The organism is Gilliamella sp. W8136 (genome assembly GCF_016101285.1).
In the GTDB taxonomy this organism is placed as follows: Bacteria; Pseudomonadota; Gammaproteobacteria; order Enterobacterales; family Orbaceae; genus Gilliamella; species Gilliamella apicola_N.
Window position 1 is genome coordinate 1 of sequence record NZ_JACFQU010000017.1, and the last position, 18,857, is coordinate 18,857.

Here is an 18,857-nt window from a genome sequence, read left to right on the forward strand (position 1 = left end):
TCTCAAGGGATGCGTATACTACGCTACACCTTTTTATTCGTCAAGATCTTTTTTCAAAATTTTTGACCTTGCTCACTCACACTATTTTCGTCTGCTTGTCGCTGACGCCGTGTCAGTGGATGCGCATTATAGGCATTTCATTTTTTTTGGCAAGTGAAAAAGCTTAAATATTTAATCGTTCGAATAACCTTTAAACATCCAAAACATTAATGCATTGATATTTATAGAGATTATATTTAGATAATTTTTTAATCAATTCTTCAACAGACTGATTGTAGGCCGTACTTAATATGATATTTTTTTTCTCACATGAAAGTATTCTGTTTGCGTCATATTTATCTTTTAATAAATTATATACTCTTGTTGCAATTGCATAACCTGAATCAATAAAGTTTACTTGAGGAAAAATCATCTGCAATTCTTCTTTAATAAAAGGATAATGAGTACATCCAAGAACAATTGTGTCAGGAATAGTTTGTAAACTGAGCCATGGATGCATCAACTCTTTTAAATGTTGCATATCAACAGTAATACCTTGTAATTTATTTTCTGCTATAAGTGCTAATTCAGATAGACCTAATAATTTAACTGAACAATGATTAGCAAATTGTTTAATTAAATTTGTTGTATAAGCCCTTTCAATAGTTGCTTTTGTTGCTAATAATCCTATGCACTTATTTTTTGTTAGTAAACTTGCAGGTTTAATAGCAGGTACTACACCCACTATAGGAAAAAGAAATTTGGCACGCAAGCTAGGTAGGCAAATTGTACTAGCAGTATTGCATGCAATAACCGCTAAATCAATTTGTTGAAACTTAGTAATGGTTTTTATAACAGAATTAACTCTATTAACTAAAAACTCTGGAGATTTATCTCCATAAGGAAACATTTCATTATCAAACGCATAAATATACTGCGCATTAGGCATTTTATTGTAAATTTCATTATAAACAGATAATCCACCAATGCCAGAATCAAATACTAACACCACAGGAGATTGTTTTATAATATTCATATTAAATTAAACTTTATTAGATAAGAAACAGAAAACGCACAATATCGTAAATTGAATAGAAATTAATGCAAGTAATTTTATCTGTATCAAAATTTCTTCAATATTTTATAGTTATTAAGATAGACGTCTAGATGGTAAAACTGCTAAAATAGATTCCCAGAAATTAGGTATTATATTTCGATTACTAAACACAATTAAGTTAAAAGGTATTCTATGTCAGAATTTTTATTTACATCTGAATCTGTTTCAGAAGGTCATCCAGATAAAATTGCCGATCAAATATCTGATGCCGTACTTGATGCAATCTTAAAGCAAGATCCAAAGGCTCGCGTTGCTTGCGAGACGTATGTAAAAACAGGTATGGCATTAGTTGGCGGTGAAATTACGACTTCTGCTTGGGTAGATATAGAAGAATTAACAAGAAAAACAATTAATGATATTGGTTATACCAGTTCAGAAATGGGATTTGATGCGAATTCTTGTGCTGTATTAAATGCAATTGGTAAACAATCTCCCGATATTAATCAAGGTGTAGATAGAGAAGATCCATTGGAACAAGGTGCCGGTGACCAAGGTATTATGTTTGGTTATGCAACTAATGAAATGCCTAATCTAATGCCTGCTGCAATCAGCTATGCTCATGATTTGATGCGCCGCCAAGCTGAAGTAAGAAAAAATGGTACGCTTCCATGGTTAAGACCTGATGCAAAAAGCCAAGTCACATTAATTTATCAAAATGGACAAATAAAAGGGGTCGATACAATCGTTTTATCAACTCAACATTCAGATGGCATTGAACAAAAAGTTATACAAGAGGCTGTAATGGAGGAAATCATTAAACCGACATTGCCTGCCGAATGGTTAACCTCAAGAACTAAATATTTTATTAATCCAACTGGGCGTTTTGTTATTGGGGGTCCAATGGGAGATTGTGGATTAACTGGTCGAAAAATCATTGTAGATACTTATGGTGGTGCAGCCCGTCACGGTGGTGGAGCTTTTTCAGGAAAAGATCCTTCAAAGGTTGATCGCTCAGCGGCTTATGCAGCAAGATATGTTGCTAAAAATCTTGTGGCAGCAGGGCTTGCTGATAAATGTGAATTGCAAATTTCTTATGCAATTGGTATTGCTAACCCTACTTCTGTTTATGTTAATACTTTTGGTACTGAGAAAGTTGGACACGATAAAATTGTCTCGTTAATCAAAGAATTTTTTGATCTAAGACCTTATGGGCTAATTCAAATGCTTGATCTGATTCAACCAATTTATCAAAAAACTGCAACCTACGGTCATTTTGGTCGAGATATATTTCCTTGGGAAAAAACCGATAAAGCAGCACTACTTCGCGATGCAGCAGGATTATAAACGCATACCAATTTATTTACATAATCAGGTAATGGCTTGTTTAAGGAGATACTTACTTCAAGCCAATCGCCTGCTACACACTGAATATAAAGAACCCAAAATTAGTTATAAATCAAAAGGCAGTATAGCAGGCAGTGCAGTATTAAATTATTGGGAAATTCAACTTAACATCACAATGCTTTGTGAAAATGGGGAAAATTTTATTGAGGAGGTTGTTCCTCATGAATTAGCTCATCTTATTACCTTTCAAATCTATGGAAAAGTAAAACCTCATGGTAAAGAATGGCAATATATCATGTCAGAAATAATGAAGAAGCCCCCTAAAGTTACCCATAATTTTAATTTTAAACGTTACGAGTATGTATATATATGTGATTGCCAAGAACATTATTTATCACCAATAAGACATAATAAAATTAAAAAGAATAAAACTAGTTATCAATGTCGTAAATGCGGTACTATACTTAAACTTAAAAATATTATTTAATTATTAAAATAAATTATGCCTAAATTTGATACACACTTTTACAAAAGCTCTATGTTTATTGTGATTCTGAGCATTTTTCTATATATTACAGGTAACTTTTGGCTTCCGTTATACAATAAATTAACTGTTAGCTTAGTTGAACATTTACAGTCATTATTCTTATTATTTATGTGTTGTTACACATATCATTATGCTAAAAGCGTTAAGAATCATACAAACCTTTTTAAATTCTGGATTTGGACAATATTTTGGTGGTTTATGCTTTTTGGTCGAGGCATTAGCTGGGGACGTGATTTTTTCCCTGATGTTCCTCGTTTTTATTATAAAATTATTGCCAGTATTATCATTGCAATCCCATTATTAACTATATTTTTGCCAACTATTCGTCAAGAAATAGTTCGTCGATATAAATATGAGACAATTCCCGTTTGGCATTTATTTTTTGCATTTCTTTTTTTAGGTATTGCTGACGTTGCTGAACATAGACGTTTAGGATATGAATTTTTAGTTTTAGAACGTACTCGAAAAGATCTAATTGAAGAGTTGATGGAAATACCATGTCTTTTAAGTTTAGCATTAACAACTTTCTATATGCAGAAAAATGAACAAAAAAGGTTAAATAAGTCATGTTAAGCTATCGGCATAGCTATCACGCAGGAAATCATGCAGATGTATTAAAACATATTGTATTAACATTATGCATCAACGCATTAAAAGAAAAAGAAAAACCTTTTTTATATTTAGACACACATTCTGGTGCTGGTAGATATTTGTTGAAAAGTGAGCATTCGGAAAAAACTGGAGAATATTTATCAGGGATTAATCTGCTATGGCAACAACCTAATATACCGGAATTGCTTAACACTTATCTATCTGTAATAAAAAGATATAATCCTTTTAGTGAATTAAAATATTATCCAGGATCACCTTTAATTGCTAAACAATTATTACGACAACAAGACAAGCTTAATTTAACAGAATTACATCCTACAGATTATCCATTATTACGTCAGGAATTTAGTAAAGATAAAAGAGCAAAAGTGTTACGTGAAGATGGTTTTGCACAATTAAAATCTAAGCTACCACATCAGTTTCGTCGTGGGATTATTTTAATTGATCCATCTTATGAAATTAAAGACGATTATCAAATAATACCTAAAGCATTATTTGAAGCTTATAAACGTTTTGCAACGGGTGTTTATCTAATTTGGTATCCAGTTGTATCACGAACACAAACTCAAAAAATGATCGATAGTATTATTAAATTAGGAATTAGACGAATTTCACAATTTGAATTAGCAATAAAACCAGATAATAATCAAAAAGGTATGACTGCTTCAGGAATGTTAGTGATTAATCCACCATGGAAATTACATGCACAAATGCAAACAATATTACCATGGCTAAAAAATACCTTAGATGTTGAGAAAACTGGTAGTTTTATTGCACAAGAGCTGGTTTCGGAATAATATCAATTTTATTAAAAATGCGAGTAACGATCTCGCATTTTTAATATGAATGTCTATAGTAAATTTACTTTTTGTCTAGATGTTTTAGGAAAACATCACATTTAAGTAATATTAAGAGAAAAAATGGCAAGAAAATAGATAAATCCATAAAATAATAGTCAATAACAGTGACATGAATACTGCTGCAGAACCGTAGTCCTTTGCTCTTCCAGATAATTCGTGTCTCTCACTACCGATTCGATCGACAACGCATTCAATAGCACTGTTAAGCAATTCTACAATCATAACAAAACCTATTGAGCCAAGTAATAGAATTCGCTCATAGATGGTAAAATCTATTAACATAACTATAACATAAGCTACCAACAACAAAATCAGCTCTTGTCGAAATGCCGTTTCATAGATAATTGCAGATTTAAAACCTTTTAAAGAATACTTTGTGGCATTAACAATGCGCTGTAATCCTGTCGATTTTTCCATTATAAATTCCAAATTAAAAATTATCTCACATAACCATAGTTCATTAATCGTTGAAACCTTCTTTCAAGTAAAGCCGATAAATCCATACTTTCAAGTTCATCAAGATCACTAATCAATTGTTTTTTTAATGATGCAGCTACTTTAGCATAATCACGATGAGCTCCACCTAGTGGCTCTGGTACAATTGCATCAATAAGATTTAGTTTAAGTAATTTATCAGCGGTCATGTTCATTGCTTCAGCCGCTACAGATGCTTTATCAGCACTTTTCCATAAAATAGATGCACAACCTTCAGGCGAAATAACCGAATAAGTACTATATTGCATCATATTAACTTTATCTGATACGCCAATAGCAAGTGCACCTCCAGACCCACCTTCACCAATAACGGTACAAATTGTAGGTACTTTAAGACGTGACATTTCTCGCAAATTTCTGGCAATAGCCTCAGCTTGGCCGCGTTCTTCTGCTCCAATACCAGGATATGCACCAGGAGTATCAATAAAAGTAATAATAGGTAATTTAAAACGCTCCGCTAATTGCATTAGCCTTAATGCTTTACGATAACCTTCTGGAGCAGGCATACCAAAGTTACGATATATTTTCTGTTTGGTTTCTCGTCCCTTTTGATGTCCGATAACCATAACTGCACGTTCCTCAATACGAGCAATACCACCAACTATTGCTTTATCATCGGCATATGCACGATCACCGGCCAATTCATCAAAATCAGTGAAAATTTCTTTTATGTAATCTAATGTATAGGGTCTATTGGGGTGTCTAGCTAATTGTGCTACATCCCAAGGCGATAGGTTTGCAAATATTTTTTTTGTTAACTCGCGGCTTTTTCGATTTAATTGTTTAATCTCTTTATCTAAATTTAGATCTAATTCAACTTGTTGCGAATCAATATTCTTTAAGGAATTAATTTTTGCTTCTAATTCCGCTATCGGCTTTTCAAATTCCAAAAAATTGTTCATAACGCTTATGATTGCCTCTTATTTTATTTGTATTTCCTAAAAAATACATCATTAACTAAAGTATACTGACTATTTCTTAAGATAAAATTAAGTCAATTCTACTATGTAATACTTATTGAAGTCACCAACATTTATATCAATTTACTTCAATTATCCAAAAATAAAGTCACTAGTTTTTAATAATAGTGACTTTAATTGATCTGATCTTTTAAATCAATAACTCTTAATTGATAGGTAATTATTTAGTTATTATTTGTCAAACTCAAATTCAATACGATCGTTACCAAGTAATGTTTTTAATTCAACAATTAAGGCATCTTCTGGTATTATTCTCCATGTAGTACCAAATTGAATACGCACTACAGAATCATCGCGATGATAATATAAATTAACAGGTACACTTCCATGACGATAAGGTTCAAAAATTTGTTGTAATCGTTGTAGTATTGAACGATTAGCTTCAATTTCAGTTAATGTAACAGCAAGACCTTTTACATATTTTGCTCGAGCATCTTTTAAATCTACAATATCTCGTACTGACATTTTGAGTCCACCGTTAAAATCATCGTGACTAACTTGTCCTGACACAATGAGAATTTTATCTTTTACGAGTAGATGCCCGAATTTTTCCAAAGAATCGGCAAACAGCATTCCATCAATACGACCTGAACGATCATCTAGAGTAAACAAACCAATCTTATTACCTTTTTTAGTTATCCTAACTCTAGCATCAGCAACTATACCTGCAAAAGTTGCAAGTTTTCCCCAACCAGTAGGAGAAGCCTCGCTTATTCGTAACCCTCCGGAATAACGATTCAATTCCTTTAAATACTGAGTTACTGGATGGCCTGTTAAATATAGTCCTAATGCTTCTCGCTCACCATCTAATAACACTTGAGCAGGTAATTCGGGAACTGCAGCATAAGCATGTTCAACTTGCTCTGGCTCCTCGGCTAAAACACCGAACATATCTTCTTGTCCGATATCTTGGGCTTTGGCATATTGATCTGCGGCTTGCATCGCATCATTAATACTATGTAAAATCGCTGCTCGGTGTGGTCCTAATTTGTCAAAAGCTCCAGCCATAGTGAGCTTTTCAAGTATCCGGCGATTGATTTTCTTCATGTCTGTTCTGGCACAAAGTTCAAAGATATTTTTAAAATATCCACCACTGTTACGAGCTTCAACAATAGCTTCAATTGGCCCTTCACCAACCCCTTTTATAGCACCTATACCGTAAACAATCTCACCCTTATCATTCACATGAAAATGGTAAAGACCACTATTAATATCAGGAGGATTAACTTTTAATCCCATTCTTAAACATTCATCAACTAAACCAACGATTTTGTCAGTATTATCCATATCAGCAGTCATCACTGCTGCCATAAATTCAGCCGGATAGTGTGTTTTTAACCACAATGTTTGATAAGAAACAAGTGCATAAGCAGCAGAGTGAGATTTATTAAATCCATAACCAGCAAACTTTTCAACTAAATCGAATATACGCATCGCAAGTTCGCCATCAACACCTTGTTTTTCTGCTCCTTCTTTGAACACTGAGCGCTGTTTTGCCATTTCTTCAGGTTTTTTCTTACCCATAGCTCGACGCAATAAATCGGCTCCACCTAACGTGTAACCAGATAAGGTTTGAGCGATCTGCATAACTTGTTCTTGATATAAAATAATACCATAGGTTGGATCTAATATTGGTTTTAATGACTCATGTTGGTATTTTATATCGGGATAAGAAACATCTTCTCGACCGTGTTTACGATCGATAAAATTATCTACCATGCCAGATTGTAGTGGACCAGGACGAAACAGTGCTACTAACGCTATCATATCCTCAAAGCAGTCTGGTTTTAAACGCCGAATCAAATCTTTCATTCCTCTAGATTCCAGCTGGAATACAGCTGTTGTTTCGGCTTTTAACAACAGTTCAAAAGAATCTTTATCATCAAGTTCTATGCGATTGATATCAACTGGCGGCTGACCATTTCTCAACTGACGTTCATTAATCATTTTAATTGCCCAATTAATAATGGTTAATGTACGTAGTCCTAAAAAGTCAAACTTTACCAGTCCAGCATATTCAACATCATTTTTATCAAACTGAGTTACTGGATGATTTCCTTCTGGATCACAATAAATTGGTGCGAAATCTGTAATCTTAGTCGGTGAAATTACCACCCCACCAGCATGTTTACCCGCATTTCGTGTGACCCCTTCTAATTGACGCGCAATGTCAATTAATGATTTAATCTCTTCATTATTATCGTATAAATCTTGGAGTTGAGGTTCAACTTCAAAAGCTTTTGCCAGAGTCATTCCGGGATCAAGTGGAATTAATTTAGAAATACGATCAACAAATCCATAAGGATGTCCTAGTACTCGACCGACATCACGTATTACCGCTTTAGCTGCCATCGTACCAAAAGTGATAATTTGTGAAACAGCATCCCGACCATACATATCAGCAACATGGTCGATAACCAGATCGCGTTTTTCCATACAAAAGTCGACATCAAAGTCAGGCATTGAAACACGTTCGGGATTCAAGAAACGTTCAAACAGCAAATCAAAAGCTAACGGATCTAAATCAGTAATTTTTAAAGCATAAGCAACGAGAGAGCCCGCACCAGATCCACGTCCAGGTCCGACAGGAATATCATTATCTTTTGACCATTGTATAAACTCCATAACTATCAAGAAATAGCCAGGAAAACCCATCTGATTAATGACATTTAATTCTGTTTCCAAGCGTTCATCATATTCCGATCTTCTTTGTTTTCTTGTTTCAGGATCGGGAAATAAAAATTCAAGTCTTTCTTCTAAACCGATTTTTGATTTATAGACTAAAAAATCTTCGGTTGACATATCTCCAGTTGGAAATTTAGGTAAAAAGTATTCACCAAGTCGAATTGTAACATTACATCGTTTTGCTATTTCAACGCTATTTGCCAAAGCTTCAGGAATATCCGAAAATAGGTCACACATCTCTTGTTCACTACGAAGATACTGTTGAGAAGAGTAGTTTTTAGGGCGATTAGGATCTTCAAGTGTATTGCCATCATGAATGGCCACACGAATTTCATGAGCTTCAAAATCTGAGGATTTTAAAAATCTAACATCATTGGTAGCAACAACAGGTAATTGATGTTGTTCGGCAAGTTTTACGGCAGTATGAATGAATAATTCTTCATTAGTACGGCCCGTTCGTACCAGTTCAAAATAAAAATGATTAGGAAAATTTTCAAAATAAAAATTAATTCCATTATCAACTATTGCCTGATTATTACGAGTAATGCCAATACCAATATCACTTTCTCTTCCAGCTAAAACAATTAATCCTGCTCTATGCTCAACCAGCCATTGTTGATCCACTACAGGCATATCACCAATATAGCCTCGCTGATAAGCTTTAGAAATTAATAAAGTAAGATTTTGATATCCCTCATTTGTTGCAGCTAATAATGTTAACTGATAGATATCATCTGATAGTTGAGGATTTTTAATAACTAAATCGGCACCAATAATAGGTTTAATTCCTTTGGACATTGCAGAACCATAAAATTTAACCAGTCCGCAAAGATTTGTAAAATCAGTGATCGCAAAAGCTGGCATCTGCAATTTGCTCACTTCACTAACTAATGTACCGACTTTAGCAATTCCATCAATCATGGAAAAATCGCTATGTAAATGAAGATGAATAAATTTGGGTTCTGCCATAATTACCGGAAATAAAAATGATATAAAAAATGGTTAGCATTATAACACAAGCAAGATGAATATTCTTATTCTGTTTACCAGCACAAATTTATATAAGGTCGCAACAATAGAAACTATTGTACATAATATCAACGAGAGCTTTTTAACTTTAGATAACATAATCTGAATAGAATTTTTAATGTTTTTTACGACGAAATCTTTCTGCATTTGCTGCTTTTATCAAGTCATCATCATTAACATCAATTAAACCTATTTCTGCTAGGGTTGTTGGTAATCCAACCGATTCACAAAATGTATAAACAGTGTCAATCATATCTGGATCACTGTCTATCAACATTAACATAGCTAAGGCTACCTATCGTTTCTTCTAATGCAGTAAAACCATTATTAAGCAGTAATATAGAAAGGAATTTCTCACTCCCATCACTTTTTATAGTGATGGGAAAGCAAAATAGAATTAGATTTTTTTAAATAACACTGAACCATTGGTTCCACCGAAACCAAACGAATTACAAAGTGCATATTCTAAATTCTTAACTTGACGAGCGGTATGAGGTACATAATCAAGATCACAACCTTCATCTGGGTTATCCAAATTAATAGTTGGTGGAATAGCTTGATCATGTAATGCCTGCACAGTAAAAATTGACTCAACAGCACCCGCTGCACCAAGTAAATGACCAATCATTGACTTAGTTGAGCTAACCATTACTTTATTAGCATTTTCTTTAAAAATACTTTTAACCGCTTGCGTTTCAGCTTTATCACCAGCTGGTGTAGATGTACCATGAGCATTAATATATCCCACTTGTTCAGGAGTTATTCCTGCATCACGAAGTGCGCATTTCATAGCTAATGCTGCACCATTGCCATCTGGTGGTGGTGAGGTCATGTGATATGCATCACTACTCATACCAAATCCAACTAATTCAGCGTAGATTTTAGCGCCACGTTTTTTAGCATGTTCATATTCTTCTAAGAACATAATACCCGCACCATCACCAAGCACAAAACCATCTCGATCTTTGTCCCATGGTCGACTTGCACCTTTAGGATTATCATTATTTGTAGATAATGCACGAGCTGCGCCAAACCCGCCAATACCAAGAGGAGTACTTCCTTTTTCTGCGCCACCAGCTAACATTGCATCAGCATCACCATAAGCAATCATACGCGCAGCATTCCCTATATTATGAACACCTGAAGAACAAGCTGTAGCAATAGCAATACTTGGTCCTTTTAATCCATAAATAATAGATAGATGTCCTGCAATCATATTAACAATTGTAGATGGTACAAAAAACGGACTAATTTTCCTAGGTCCACCATTGACTAATGCGCTATGATTTTCTTCAATTAATCCAAGTCCACCAATACCCGAACCAATAGCACAACCAATACGTTCTGCATTTTCTTCCGTTATTTCAATACCAGCATCTTGCATTGCTTGTATACCTGCGGCAATACCATATTGGATAAAATAATCCATTTTACGCGCATCTTTACGTGAAATATTATAATCTTCGCCATCAAAGTTCTTAACCATAGCGGCGAAGTGCGTTGCGAAAGGGGCAGTATCAAAGTGTTCTATGAGTTCAACACCGCTTTGGCCTGCTAAAAGTGCTTGCCAAGTGGATTCAACTGTATTACCGACTGGAGATATCATGCCCATTCCTGTGACAACAACTCTGCGTTTAGACACATTGTCCTCCAGAAAAGGATTGAAATGAAATTTGAATCATTGAAAATTTATTTTAAGTTTTAGTTCAATATTCTCACATTAAAAAATTAAAGATAAGAATACGAACTAGGCGATCACTTGACCGCCTATTAAAAAAACCTGCAACCTTACTGATTTGCAGTAATATAATCAATTGCTGATTGTACAGTTGTAATTTTTTCAGCTTCTTCATCTGGAATTTCAGTATCAAATTCTTCTTCCAAAGCCATAACTAGCTCAACTGTATCAAGAGAGTCAGCACCAAGATCTTCAACGAAAGAAGACTCATTTTTAACTTCTTCCTCTTTCACACCAAGTTGCTCAACAATAATTTTCTTAACTCGCTCTTCAATAGTACTCATACTCTTTTTTTTCCTATAAAAATCGCCAAAAGTGGCGGTGAATGTAAGTTTATAAAATGTTGAAAAAGATGCAAATCATTTTTCAACCCAATTGCTTATTTCTTAAGCTAAATGTTAAAATATTGGCTTATTTTACACTATTCTAATCAATTACACCATATACATGCCACCATTGACATGCAAAGTTTCACCAGTAATATAAGATGCTTCATCTGATGCTAAAAATGCTACAGCACTTGCAATTTCAGCTGGTTCACCTAAACGCCCTACAGGAACTTGTGCCACTGTTAACGCTTTTTGTTCATCAGTTAAAGCTGCTGTCATATCTGTTGCAATAAAACCCGGAGCAACAACATTAACAGTAATACCTCGTGAAGCTACCTCACGGGCAAGTGATTTACTAAAACCAATTAGTCCTGCTTTAGCTGCGGCATAATTAGACTGACCAGCATTACCCATAGCACCAACTACTGAACCAATAGTTATAATTCTGCCATAACGCTTTTTCATCATTGTACGCATTAATGCTTTAGATAGACGAAAAACAGAAGTTAAGTTTGTATCTAAAATATCCTGCCATTCATCATCTTTCATTCGCATTAACAAATTATCACGAGTAATGCCGGCATTATTAACCAAAATATCAATATCACCAAATTCAGCTTTGATTGTACTAATTACCGATTCAATTGATGCTTCATCAGTAACATTTAAGGCTAATCCTTTACCATTTTGACCTAAGTATTGGCTAATAGCCTCAGCACCATTTTCTGTTGTCGCTGTTCCAATGACTGTTGCGCCACAAGCAACAAGTTTTTCTGCAATTGCTTTACCTATGCCACGGCTAGCGCCAGTGACTAAAGCAATTTTTCCTGATAGGTTCATATTTACCTCTTTTTATCTTTTATTTAGTAATTTCCAATGCGGCATCTAATGAAGCTTTATCATTGACAGCACAACCAGACAGCGTGTCGACAATACGTTTAGTTAGACCTGTTAATACTTTCCCAGGCCCCATTTCCACTAACAATGTTACACCTTGATTAGCCATTTCTTCAACTGTTTCAGTCCAGCGTACTGGGCTATAAAGCTGAGCAATTAAAGCTCTTTTAATATTATCAGCGGCAGATTCAACTTTGACATCAACGTTGTTAATTACGGCAAATTTTGGTGCATTAAACGTGATGCTATTTAGGGTTGATGCTAATTTATCCGCCGCAGGCTTCATTAAAGCACAGTGTGAAGGTACGCTCACTGCAAGAGGTAATGCCCGTTTAGCTCCCGCCTCTTTACATAAAACACCTGCTCGCTCAACCGCTTCTTTATTACCTGCAATAACAACTTGACCAGGAGAATTAAAATTCACCGGTGCAACAACTTGACCTTGCGCCGCTTGTTCGCATGCAAGACGAATCGAGTCATTATCTAATCCAATAATTGCATACATAGCTCCAGTACCATTTGGTACGGCTTCTTGCATTAATTTTCCCCGCAACTCAACAAGTTTAATCGCATCTTTAAAATCGATCACACCCGCACAAACTAAAGCTGAATACTCACCTAAACTGTGTCCTGCCATAAAATCAGGTTCAGAACCATTTTCGCTTTGCCATACTCTATATATAGCTACAGATGAGGCAAGTAAAGCTGGTTGCGTTTGCCATGTTTTATTTAATTCTTCTGCTGGGCCAGTTTGTATTAAGGCCCATAAATCATAACCGAGTACTTCAGAAGCTTCAGCAAAAGTTGATTTCACAATTGGATAATTATCAGCAAGATCTTTTAACATGCCGACAGTTTGTGAACCTTGCCCTGGAAATACCATTGCAAATTTGGTCATTATTAAATCCTTGATCATTAAAAATAGAGCATAAATTAAAATCTAATTAGTGCAGAACCCCAAACAAAGCCACCACCAAAAGCTTCTAACAGAATTAGTTGACCTCGTTGAATTCGCCCATCTCGCACACCTGTATCTAAAGCACAAGGAACAGAAGCAGCGGAAGTATTACCCTGTTTATCTAATGTGACAATAACTTTACTCATATCCATATCTAAACGTTTAGCTGTTGCTGAAATAATTCTTAAATTAGCTTGATGTGGCACCAACCAATCTAGATCTGCTTTATTAAATGAGTTTTCCATTAAAAGCTCATCAACTAAATTTGAAAGTTCCTTAACAGCAACTTTAAACACGTCGTTACCATGCATAGTCATATAAACGGGATCATTCATATTTCGACGATCAACATATGGATATTTCAACAAGTCACCATAACGCCCATCAGCATGAAGATGTGAAGCAATAATACCAGGTTCATCTGATGCCCCAACAACAACCGCGCCTGCACCATCACCAAAAATTATAATAGTACCACGGTCATTTGGATCAACACCTCGCGTTAACATATCTGAACCAACGACTAATGCATATTTAACAGCGCCACTTTTAATGTATTTATCTGCGATATCAAGCGCATAAACAAATCCTGAGCAAGCTGCCGACACATCAAACGCAACGACATCATCAATATCTAGTTTAGCTTGTAATTCTGTTGCAGAACTTGGAAAAGCATTGGCTGAAGTTGCTGTTGCAACAATAATCATGCCAATATCATTTTTGTTGATATTTGCCATATCTATTGCATTTATAGCTGCTTCATAAGCCATACTTGTAACGGTTTCGTTTGGTTCAGCAATGCGTCTTTCCTTGATACCTGTCCGCGTTGTAATCCATTCATCGCTAGTATCGACCATTTTTTCAAGATCAGTATTAGTTCTTATCTGTTTTGGAAGATAACTCCCTGTTCCTAAAATCTTTGTATACATCTAATTATTCGCTCTTGGGTAATGCGGAAGAAAGGCTCATTGCAATCTTCTCTGGTATATTTGTTTGTATTGCCAAAATAGCTTGTTCAATTGCTGCAAAAAATGATTTTTGATTGGCACTACCGTGACTTTTAATCACAATACTTCGGAGTCCAAGCAAACAAGCTCCATTATAACGCCCAGGATCTAAATAACCAAAATTTTTTGTAATCATCCTTTGTAGCCATTTGCTTAATAATTTTATGAAAAATGAATGGCGACCTAAAGATAATTTAAATGAAGACATAAAAATTTTAATTAATCCTTCAACAGTTTTCAGTGTCACATTACCGACAAAACCATCACATACTAATACATCTGTTTTACCAGTTAAAAGTTCATTACCTTCCAAATAACCAATATAATTAATTTGATCATTAGATTTTAAGATCTCTGCTGCTGCTCGGATTTTATCTAGACCTTTAATATCTTCTTCACCAATATTAAGTAATGCAACACGTGGATGTTCTATCTTAAGTACGGTTTTTGCTAAGATTTCGCCCATTATTGCAAATTGTACCAACATATCACTATCACACTGCGCATTGGCACCAAGATCTAATACTACGGTATTTTGATTATTTAAAGCGGGAATTGTAGCCACTAAAGCAGGACGATCAATTCCTGTTAATGAGTGTAATAACAGCTTTGATAGTCCCATTAATGCTCCTGTATTACCTGCGCTCACACATGCTTGAGCTTTGTTATCTTTAACAAATTCAAGTGCTATTCGCATTGATGAGCCTTGGCTATGACGAATTGCATAAGAAGGTTTTATGTCATTAGCAATTACTGAACTTGATTCGATCAAATTTAATCTACCATTTGATTGATATTGAGTGACAAGTTCGGAATTTTCTTTAGACAAAGAGAAACTGATTTCTGTTGGATCGCCGACCAGAAACAAAGAAAGGTTTGGATAACAATTTAGTGCTTGTATTGCTGCAGGTACAACAATACGAGGACCGAAGTCCCCGCTCATAGCATCTAACGCAATGGTTAGATTATCCAAAATGTCACCTGAGGATTTCTAATTAAATAGTTATTATTTAGAAATCACTTTACGACCGCGATAATAACCATCAGCGGTTACGTGATGACGTAAATGAGTTTTACCTGATTCATCAACTGAGATATTAGCAACAGTTAATGCATCATGAGAACGACGCATACCACGTTTTGCACGAGTTTTACGATTCTGTTGAACAGCCATGGATTTACCCCTTATTCTTTAAACTAACTAAAATTGCAAATGGATTTGGTTTTTCATTCTCAGCAGGAATTTCACCAAATACCATATCTGCCTCAGACACTTCGCAGTGTTTACTATCATGTACCGGCGCAATTGGCAACGAAAGAATAATTTCGTCCTCAAGTAACGCTAATATATCTACTTCGCCGAACTCGTTCATCAGAACAGGCTCATAATGTTCCGGTAGAGTCTCTGCTTGAGCATCGCTCTTAACAGGACTGAATTTATTCATCACATGAACTTCAGTGATAAAAGGTTTAAAACAACGTTGACAAATCAACTCTAACGTCATTTTTGCATCAATTGTGATAACACAAAGTCTTTGCTCATCAAAATCAAAAGATAAGCTGCATGTGATATCACTTTTTGGACAATCAACCCTAGTTATAGCTTGAATAGGATAATATCCAACATAATCAAGCCGTTTTTGCGCTGCTTTAATTGGGTCAATTGTTAATGGCAATTTATTTAGCATAAGATGTGTGTATCTGCCTTAAAATTTTATTCAGTATAGTTAAAAACTACACAATGCCGTAAGGCGCGCATATTACCTTTAAATCATGATTTCGTCAATGGGCGTAAACAAGATAATTTGTTTTAGTTATTGATTATTACCTTAATATTTATTCCGATTATATAATTTCGTTCATGTCAAAAACATAATCGCTAAATTTGATTTTTATATTAAATATCAAATTTACATTAACTATTATTTATCAGAAAAATAGAATATAGGAAAGAAAAACTTGATTACTTTTAACGATAAATAATAAGAATTAATTAAAAAATAGAGCAAATAAAATATCTCATTTATTATTACCAACTTCCAGAAGCACCACCACCGCCACTGCGTCCACCGCCTCCACCACCAAAACCGCCGAATGAACCTCCACCAAAACCACCACCTTTACCACCACCTTTACCACCACCGAAACCACCTCCTCGACCTCGACCACTACTACTCATAGTTAAAATTCCACTTAAAATTGTACTAGCCACAAACGCTAAAAATATTAATGGCAAGACAATATGTAATGAATAACCATTGAACAAAGTAAAACCGCCAACGGATATCCCATTTAACAAACCAGTGCCTAAACTTCTGGCGGCTCTACGTTTAGTGGAACTAATCAAAAATAAGCTCACAACACCGAAACATATCAAAAAGGAGGCTAACCCATAGTTAAATAAATTAGCACCAAATTCACTAGCAAGTACCGTTTTGAGATCAGTATCATTATTAGTTTCTGGTACTTGTTGAGGTTCATTCAATTTACTAATTAAAACTGAAAGCGCATCATGTATACCTTGATAATAGTCATTTTTCTTAAATTGTGGCGCTAATTGTTCACGAATAATATGGCTGGCAATTAAGTCAGTAATAGTTCCTTCAAACCCATAACCCACTTCAATTCGCATCAACTTATCATCTTTAACAATTAATAATAAAATGCCATTATCTTTCTCTTTTTTACCTATTTTCCACTGAATAAACACCCGATCGGCATACTGCTCAATCGTTTCATTATCAAGTTTATTAATCATCAATACAGCAATCTGCGCACCATCAGTTCGCGTCTTTTCAAAACCAATCAAGGTTGATTCCAAATCATCTATTTGCGAAGATTCTAAAGTATCTGATGTATCAATAACACGATGATCAAATGTTGGAATTTCAGTTAATGCATAGCTTACAATACTAAAAAACAGTAAACAAAAGAGCAGATAATATTTTTTCATTATGCTTATTACCCAAAATTGACAGATGGAGCATTAGATATCTGTTGTTCATTTTCAACAGTAAATTGTTGTTTTGGTTGTTGCCCTATTATGTCAGCAACCCATTTAGTCGGTAATTTGCGAATATAACTATTAAAACTCTGGACGGTTTGGATGTATCTTCCCCTCGCCACAGTAATACGATTTTCCGTACCTTCAAGTTGGCTCATTAAATCTTGATAAAGGGTATTAGCTTTAAGATCAGGATAGTTTTCACTCACTGCTATTAATCGACTTAACGCAGAACTTAATTCAGATTGTGCTTGTTGGAATTTAGAAAATAAAGCAGGATCACTAAGTTGATCTGCATTAATTTGAACTGAACCGACTTTAGCTCTAGCATCGGTGACTTGAGTTAATACGTCTTTTTCATGAGAAGCATAACCTTTTACGGTATTGACTAAATTAGGAACCAAATCAGCTCGACGTTTATATTGATTAACAACTTCAGACCATGAAGCGGCTACAGCTTCATCTTGGTTTTGAATATTGTTATAGTCTTTAAAAAAGATAAAAGCCCCAATAATAAGTAATATAATAATAATTAATAAAGATTTTGATTTCATTGTAAGTCCTTATAAATAATTGAATTAATCGATAACTCAACAAATTATAAACAGTAAATAAAATAACCTATTTGAAAACTATATATCCTGCCGTTTTACTTAGTATTAAAACTTGCTTTTAAAACCACAAACAAATACAGCCTAATATGGAAAAATAATAAGGGTAGCGAAAAATTGTAAAGAAAAGACTTCAAGAAAAAGTAATTTTGCGTTAACTATTTAAGTAAATCATATAATGATATTTACTAACTAAATCTATATTACTTAGCATAGCTTATAAATATTATATCTTTTTTTATCAAATTTGCGAAGTATAATCCTAATTACTTATAAAATATACATCGCAATATCATTTATTATTACTTACAAAATTTATTAACAAAAATTCAGATAAATTGGTTAACTTATTTTATCTTTTATAATTATTTTGATTATAGAATTATTTCAAAACACTCTAATTGTGCTGGTTCAAAATAAATATCTTTATTATTTGATCGATTGTTAGTGTTACGATGGGTATGTTGAAAATATTCGGAATTAACCCAAGCGTCAAAATCTGCTTTAGATTCCCACTCAGTATACGATGAGAATAGCGTATATTCTTCCTCACTTTTTCCACGTAATAAGTAAAAACGATTAAATCCTTTCATGTCTTTTAAATGACTATCTCGGTTACGCCATATTTCAATAAATGTATCTTCACTCCCACATTTAATCTTAAAACGATTCATTACTATATACATCCAAATCTCCTTTTGTATTTCAAGTAGTTGACAAAAAAA

Annotated in this window: 19 protein-coding genes and 1 pseudogene; 4 read left to right on the top strand and 16 right to left on the bottom strand. The window is 34.4% G+C overall.

Translation table 11 applies throughout. From position 1 onward, the window contains the following. Positions 1 to 190: 190 nt before the first annotated feature. Positions 191 to 1,015, bottom strand: coding sequence for a glutamate racemase (murI, locus tag H3T96_RS11740; protein ID WP_144092844.1), 825 nt, complete (start codon positions 1,013 to 1,015; stop codon positions 191 to 193). 213 nt (positions 1,016 to 1,228) lie between these two features. Between murI and metK the strand changes: the two genes are divergently transcribed. The 4 genes from metK to H3T96_RS11760 all read left to right on the top strand — a co-directional run bounded on the left by metK (position 1,229) and on the right by H3T96_RS11760 (position 4,336). Then, entirely contained in the window at positions 1,229 to 2,380 is a 1,152-nt protein-coding gene (gene metK, locus H3T96_RS11745) for a methionine adenosyltransferase (protein WP_086327472.1), read from the top strand. After that, positions 2,364 to 2,867 carry a SprT family zinc-dependent metalloprotease gene (locus tag H3T96_RS11750; RefSeq protein WP_144092846.1) on the top strand — a complete coding sequence of 168 codons (504 nt, stop codon included), beginning with the start codon at positions 2,364 to 2,366 and terminating at the stop codon, positions 2,865 to 2,867. Before metK ends, H3T96_RS11750 begins: the two co-directional genes overlap by 17 nt. 258 nt (positions 2,868 to 3,125) lie before the next feature. Then, positions 3,126 to 3,500: a hypothetical protein gene (locus tag H3T96_RS11755; RefSeq protein ID WP_086327637.1), complete on the top strand. Its 375-nt coding sequence runs from the start codon at positions 3,126 to 3,128 to the stop codon at positions 3,498 to 3,500. Continuing rightward, on the top strand, positions 3,494 to 4,336 hold the full coding sequence (locus H3T96_RS11760; RefSeq protein ID WP_144092848.1) for a 23S rRNA (adenine(2030)-N(6))-methyltransferase RlmJ: 843 nt from the start codon (positions 3,494 to 3,496) through the stop codon (positions 4,334 to 4,336). The genes H3T96_RS11755 and H3T96_RS11760 overlap by 7 nt, the downstream gene beginning before the upstream one ends. 111 nt (positions 4,337 to 4,447) lie before the next feature. On the opposite strand, the gene H3T96_RS11765 is transcribed toward H3T96_RS11760, so the two are convergent. The 15 genes and pseudogenes from H3T96_RS11765 to H3T96_RS11835 all read right to left on the bottom strand — a co-directional run bounded on the left by H3T96_RS11765 (position 4,448) and on the right by H3T96_RS11835 (position 18,818). Continuing rightward, positions 4,448 to 4,816, bottom strand: coding sequence for a diacylglycerol kinase (locus H3T96_RS11765; protein WP_086308308.1), 369 nt, complete (start codon positions 4,814 to 4,816; stop codon positions 4,448 to 4,450). 20 nt (positions 4,817 to 4,836) lie between these two features. Next, the gene (accA, locus tag H3T96_RS11770; protein ID WP_144092850.1) at positions 4,837 to 5,796 is read right to left on the bottom strand and encodes an acetyl-CoA carboxylase carboxyl transferase subunit alpha; all 960 of its coding nucleotides are present in this window, start codon (positions 5,794 to 5,796) and stop codon (positions 4,837 to 4,839) included. A gap of 249 nt (positions 5,797 to 6,045) precedes the next feature. Next, positions 6,046 to 9,528 carry a DNA polymerase III subunit alpha gene (gene dnaE, locus H3T96_RS11775; RefSeq protein WP_144092852.1) on the bottom strand — a complete coding sequence of 1,161 codons (3,483 nt, stop codon included), beginning with the start codon at positions 9,526 to 9,528 and terminating at the stop codon, positions 6,046 to 6,048. A 208-nt stretch (positions 9,529 to 9,736) separates the two neighbouring features. Further along, a pseudogene (gene gldA, locus H3T96_RS11780) lies at positions 9,737 to 9,877 on the bottom strand (glycerol dehydrogenase); the annotation flags it as partial. A 108-nt stretch (positions 9,878 to 9,985) separates the two neighbouring features. Further along, complete coding sequence (fabF, locus tag H3T96_RS11785) at positions 9,986 to 11,230, bottom strand: beta-ketoacyl-ACP synthase II (RefSeq protein WP_086326663.1); 1,245 nt, start codon at positions 11,228 to 11,230, stop codon at positions 9,986 to 9,988. Between the two features lie 146 nt (positions 11,231 to 11,376). Then, on the bottom strand, positions 11,377 to 11,610 hold the full coding sequence (gene acpP, locus H3T96_RS11790; protein ID WP_034948180.1) for an acyl carrier protein: 234 nt from the start codon (positions 11,608 to 11,610) through the stop codon (positions 11,377 to 11,379). Positions 11,611 to 11,760: 150 nt separating this feature from the next. Continuing rightward, on the bottom strand, positions 11,761 to 12,495 hold the full coding sequence (gene fabG / locus H3T96_RS11795; protein WP_086326664.1) for a 3-oxoacyl-ACP reductase FabG: 735 nt from the start codon (positions 12,493 to 12,495) through the stop codon (positions 11,761 to 11,763). A gap of 19 nt (positions 12,496 to 12,514) precedes the next feature. Next, on the bottom strand, positions 12,515 to 13,450 hold the full coding sequence (gene fabD, locus H3T96_RS11800) for an ACP S-malonyltransferase (RefSeq protein WP_086326665.1): 936 nt from the start codon (positions 13,448 to 13,450) through the stop codon (positions 12,515 to 12,517). A 35-nt stretch (positions 13,451 to 13,485) separates the two neighbouring features. Next, entirely contained in the window at positions 13,486 to 14,439 is a 954-nt protein-coding gene (locus tag H3T96_RS11805) for a beta-ketoacyl-ACP synthase III (RefSeq protein ID WP_086326666.1), read from the bottom strand. Positions 14,440 to 14,443: 4 nt separating this feature from the next. Further along, on the bottom strand, positions 14,444 to 15,490 hold the full coding sequence (plsX, locus tag H3T96_RS11810) for a phosphate acyltransferase PlsX (RefSeq protein ID WP_144092856.1): 1,047 nt from the start codon (positions 15,488 to 15,490) through the stop codon (positions 14,444 to 14,446). 33 nt (positions 15,491 to 15,523) lie between these two features. After that, on the bottom strand, positions 15,524 to 15,691 hold the full coding sequence (gene rpmF, locus H3T96_RS11815) for a 50S ribosomal protein L32 (RefSeq protein WP_025316508.1): 168 nt from the start codon (positions 15,689 to 15,691) through the stop codon (positions 15,524 to 15,526). A gap of 4 nt (positions 15,692 to 15,695) precedes the next feature. Then, complete coding sequence (yceD, locus tag H3T96_RS11820; protein WP_086326668.1) at positions 15,696 to 16,205, bottom strand: 23S rRNA accumulation protein YceD; 510 nt, start codon at positions 16,203 to 16,205, stop codon at positions 15,696 to 15,698. Between the two features lie 341 nt (positions 16,206 to 16,546). Continuing rightward, positions 16,547 to 17,470, bottom strand: a complete 924-nt coding sequence (locus H3T96_RS11825; protein WP_144092858.1) for a YgcG family protein — start codon at positions 17,468 to 17,470, stop codon at positions 16,547 to 16,549. Positions 17,471 to 17,478: 8 nt separating this feature from the next. Beyond that, entirely contained in the window at positions 17,479 to 18,075 is a 597-nt protein-coding gene (locus tag H3T96_RS11830; RefSeq protein WP_086327624.1) for a LemA family protein, read from the bottom strand. A 431-nt stretch (positions 18,076 to 18,506) separates the two neighbouring features. After that, positions 18,507 to 18,818 (bottom strand): antibiotic biosynthesis monooxygenase, encoded by a 312-nt coding sequence (locus tag H3T96_RS11835; protein WP_144092860.1) that lies wholly within the window; start codon positions 18,816 to 18,818, stop codon positions 18,507 to 18,509. Between the last annotated feature and the right edge of the window lie 39 nt (positions 18,819 to 18,857).